This window comes from Virgibacillus carmonensis (genome assembly GCF_057836705.1).
The window spans coordinates 1-529 of record NZ_JBYQFJ010000388.1 but is presented as its reverse complement, the minus strand read 5'-3'; the positions used below and the strand labels follow the sequence as shown (position 1 = coordinate 529).

The 529-nt window shown below is 43.7% G+C and carries 1 protein-coding gene; it reads left to right on the top strand.

Annotation, left to right across the window (positions count from 1 at the left end; all coding sequences use genetic code 11):
* Nucleotides 1–78 precede the first annotated feature (78 nt).
* Nucleotides 79–529, top strand: a 451-nt coding sequence (locus AC3G7N_RS22505) for an ABC transporter permease (RefSeq protein WP_489424321.1), incomplete at its 3' end; no start/stop codon positions are given.

Here is a 529-nt window from a genome sequence, read left to right as displayed (position 1 = left end):
AGGATATTTGGTTGGAACAAGGTCGTTTAGAAGAAGCATTTGAGCAGCTTACTGCGGAACCCAGGGAGGTTGGTCAACGTGAACGCAATAATGATGCAGTGTAAGGCGGAAGTACTTCGGATTTTTCGCAATCCATATTTTGTATTTTGGTCCCTGTTCATGCCGATCGTGTTTTACTTCATTTTTACGAACATTGTTAATACCGGCGTTCCAGATGCAGAGCAATGGCAAGCCCACTATTTAATGTCAATGGCCACATTCAGTGTAATGGGGTCGGCAATTATGACATTTGGTATTCGGATGGTTCAGGAACGAACACAGGGGTGGTCCACCTTTATGAAAATTACGCCGTTTCCATCGTGGGCGTACTTCTCAGCAAAGATGTTCGGACAGACCGTTATGCACGTTTTTTCCATCATTATCATTTTTTTGGCAGGATTTCTTATCAATGGGGTCTCGTTAACTTTTGCTCAGTGGTTTTTTTCAGGTTTATGGATCCTGCTCGCTTCTGTGCCGTTTCTGGCAATTG